Annotated in this window: 5 protein-coding genes; 1 reads left to right on the top strand and 4 read right to left on the bottom strand. The window is 46.2% G+C overall.

Annotation, left to right across the window (positions count from 1 at the left end; translation table 11 throughout):
- The first annotated feature begins 160 nt into the window (after positions 1–160).
- Entirely contained in the window at positions 161–685 is a 525-nt protein-coding gene (locus RMO84_RS10080) for a hypothetical protein (RefSeq protein WP_310488333.1), read from the top strand.
- A gap of 15 nt (positions 686–700) precedes the next feature.
- Here the strand turns inward: RMO84_RS10080 and prfB are convergent.
- The 4 genes from prfB to RMO84_RS10060 form a co-directional block, all read right to left on the bottom strand.
- Positions 701–1,817 (bottom strand): peptide chain release factor 2 gene (prfB, locus tag RMO84_RS10075; RefSeq protein WP_310488332.1). Its coding sequence is split into 2 segments (ribosomal slippage): positions 701–1,741 and positions 1,743–1,817, totalling 1,116 coding nucleotides; the frame shifts between segments, so codons are not numbered across the junction.
- Between the two features lie 103 nt (positions 1,818–1,920).
- Complete coding sequence (locus tag RMO84_RS10070) at positions 1,921–2,217, bottom strand: DUF3181 family protein (protein ID WP_310488331.1); 297 nt, start codon at positions 2,215–2,217, stop codon at positions 1,921–1,923.
- A complete protein-coding gene (locus tag RMO84_RS10065) occupies positions 2,210–2,461 on the bottom strand; it encodes a 2TM domain-containing protein (RefSeq protein WP_310488330.1) in 252 nt (83 codons plus the stop codon). Before RMO84_RS10065 ends, RMO84_RS10070 begins: the two co-directional genes overlap by 8 nt.
- 97 nt (positions 2,462–2,558) lie before the next feature.
- Positions 2,559–3,546: 30S ribosomal protein S1 (locus RMO84_RS10060; protein WP_310488329.1), on the bottom strand; the 988-nt coding region annotated here is incomplete at its 5' end.

The raw sequence follows: 3,546 nt of genomic DNA, 5'->3' as shown, positions 1-3,546 counted from the left end.
ATCGTCGCGTTTCAACAGATGCCAGCCATCACAACCAGCTCCCCATAAGTAATGTTCTGAGTTGGATCGATCGACAATTTGCATCTTAGTTCAGAAGTTAAAAGTGAGTCTAGATCTGGGAATTATAAGTATACAGATATACTTTTAAGGGATTCTGAATATGTTCGACGATTTCGATTTGTTGTTAATTGCCAAGTTTGCGATCGGGGAGTTATTGATTGGTATCATCGCTGGCATAATCTTTAAGCTGGTGATGAAATTCAATGCCGAGCGAGATAGTAATTGCCAAATATTTGAACCGAAAGCATACAATTCCATTAAATTTGGAAAATTCTTCCCCAGGCATTTTGGAGATGCTCTTTTACTTTCTCCTGAATTCATAGTTGTTAAGTCATTAAACGGTCAGGTGATTAGTGAAGAGTTTTTTACTTTTTTAGGAGCTTCCTCAAAATTTATCTACGAAAATGGGATATTCAAAGGCGGTGAATTTTCAATTTTGATTTATCCCGTATATCTTTTTACGGTTATAGTTCCGATTTTGGTCGGCTTTTTCCCTTCGTTGTTACCTTTTATTGGCAAGTTCTTTAGCCCACTTCTTTATTCTGGGATAGTTTGGCTATTATCAACATTTTTAATTCAAACAATAGTTGGATCTCTAAAACAAGCTTTGAGTAATCCAGAATAAAATAAATCTATTTTTCTACTCACTGACCATCTGATTTTCTTGTCGCAGGTAAGCTTCGATAAACTCATCGATTTCGCCATTCATCACATCGCCAACAGCAGTTGTTTCAACGCTCGTGCGGAGATCCTTCACCATTTGATAGGGATGAAAAACGTAGTTGCGGATTTGTTGACCCCAAGCCGCTTCAACCATATCGCCGCGAATTTCGGCGATTTCTTTGGTCTTTTGCTCTTGAGCAATAATTAGTAATTTCGCCTTAAGAATAACTAGAGCTTTCTCTTTATTCTGAAGCTGGCTGCGCTCTTGGGTACAACGCACGGCTACCCCTGTCGGCTTGTGAACGATTCGCACGGCTGTTTCTACCTTGTTTACGTTCTGCCCACCTTTACCGCCCGCGCGGGTGGTGGTGATTTCCAGATCCGTGTCGGGAATATCGAGCTGGACGGAATTATCGATTAGCGGCATCACTTCTACGCCTGCAAAACTCGTCTGCCGCTTGTCATTGGCATTGAAGGGCGAGATTCTGACTAAGCGATGGGTGCCTTTTTCGCTGCGAAGATAACCGTAGGCATACTTCCCTTCGATTTCTAACGTGGCAGATTTTAGTCCGGCTTCTTCTCCTTCGGAGATTTCGGCAAGCTGGACTTTGAAATTGCGATCCTCCGCCCAACGGGTATACATCCGCAGGAGCATCTCCGCCCAATCCTGGGCATCCGTACCCCCTGCCCCGGCATTGATTGTAAGAACTGCCCCCTTCGCATCGTATGTCCCTGATAATAGTTGTTCTAGTTCCCAGCGATCGAGTTCCACACTCATCTGGGAGAGGTTTTGTTTGGCTTCTTGGTACAAAGCCTCATCTGGTTCGAGTTCCAGCAATTCTAAGGCGGTTTGGGCGTCGGTGACGCTGCGTTGCCAGCCTTGAAACTGCTCTAGATGAGACTTGTAGTCGTTAAGTTCTTGCATGGCAGCTTGCGCCACAGTTTGGTTATCCCAAAACTCTGGTTGAGCGGCGACTTGCTCTAAATCTTGAATTTTAGCCGTCAGTGCGGGGACGTCAAAGATATTGCTGGGTCTTGCCCAGGCGATCGGTCAGGATGTTAATATCGCGTTTGATGTCTACGAGGTCGATCATTATTTAGGCTTTAGGCTTTAGGTTTTAGGTTTTAGGCAAGATCTTTCGTAGGTTGGGTAGAGCGATAGCGAAACCCAACAGCTAGAGATTCCGCACTCAATATCTACATATCTCGCTCGTAGTCTTGGAGGACTTCCATCAGTCGAGCTTGAGCGGTGACGGGGATGAGATTGAGGAGAGATGTTTTTTGTCTGCCGCCGCCAAGATCGATCGAGATATTCGTGAGAATTTCAGTGAGTTTGTCGCCGTTCAAACCATTCTTCAGTAAGGGAAATACTCGTTCGGCTAGTGTGGTGTGGAGCTTGGCATCTTTGAGATAGAGGTGCCATTTGGCGACATCGATATAGACTTTATCGCCGATTTCTGCCGCGAGATCTTCGATTTGTTGATTGTTAGCCATCGGTATTAGGGGAGTAATTGGCAATGGTAAAGACGTACAAAGCGTGTGCGAACAGGATCGTCGCCCAGACTCCAGTTACCAAGACAGCCCAGCTCCAGTCCGCTTTTTGGAAAATCTTGAAAAACCACAGTCCAGAGTTTGATGCTGAAAATAGGGCGACATGAAAGGCAAATGTCATTCTGTCGTCTAGTCTACGAAATTCAGGGTCGTTTCGATCGGGTTCGCGCGGCCAACGGGGAGGCATAAGTTAGGTTTTAGGTTTTAGGTTTTAGGCTGAGTGGGAATAATAAAAAGAGGGACTAGCCCTCTCTTTATTCTAGCCACTAAGAATCAAAATGGATTTAGGCTTCAGCAGTTGCTTCTTCTACTACTACGTCTTCCTCAATAGCAGAGGGAATTTCTTCTTCTACTAAATCGACTACTTCTTCTTCTACTGCGGGCGGAATCTCGATCGATTCTAAGGGTTGACCGGAAGCTTTAGCTAGTAACATCTCGCGATATTTAGCAGCCATTTCATCGGCCATTTCATAGACGCGATCGCGATTTTTGATCATGTCGCCTGGTTCTGGCTCCAATTGCTTGGTAGACAGGGAGATCCGTCCGCGTTCGGCGTCGAGATCGATGATCATTACTTTGACTTCATCATTGACATTGAACACGCTATGCGGTGTATCGATGTGGTCGTGAGAAATCTCGGAAATGTGGAGCAGTCCGCTGACGCCGCCGATGTCGATGAACGCACCGTAAGGTTTGATGCCACGTACCGAACCGATCACGACTTCACCAACTTCGAGGCGATTCATCTTCCGTTCGACTAGCGCACGACGGTGGCTGAGTACCAGACGGTTGCGATCTTCGTCTACTTCAAGGAACTTGAGGGGAAGTTCTTCGTTAACTAATTCTTCTTTGGCTTTGCGAGTACTGATGTGGGAACCAGGGATAAATCCGCGTAGTCCTTCAATCCGAACTAACGCACCACCACGGTTGGTAGCGAATACTTGGGAGCGGACGGTAGCATCTTCTGCTTGAAGCTGGCGGACGCGTTCCCAGGCGCGCATGTACTCGATCCGGCGGATGGAGAGGGTCAGTTGCCCATCTTCATTTTCATCGGTGAGGATAAAAAATTCGCGAGTCTCGTTAGACTGTAAGACTTCTTCAGGCTGATCGACACGATTGATCGACATCTCCTGAATCGGAATGTAGGCAGCAGTCTTCGCGCCAATATCAATCAGAGCACCTCGTGGCTCCAGGCTGAATACGGTACCAGCAACGACATCGCCAGGGCTAAAATGGTAATCGTATTTGTCGAGTAATGCTGCGAAATCGTCG

This window comes from Chamaesiphon sp. VAR_69_metabat_338, from assembly GCF_031423935.1.
GTDB lineage: Bacteria > Cyanobacteriota > Cyanobacteriia > Cyanobacteriales > Chamaesiphonaceae > Chamaesiphon.
This window is presented reverse-complemented; position numbering and strand designations above follow the sequence as displayed.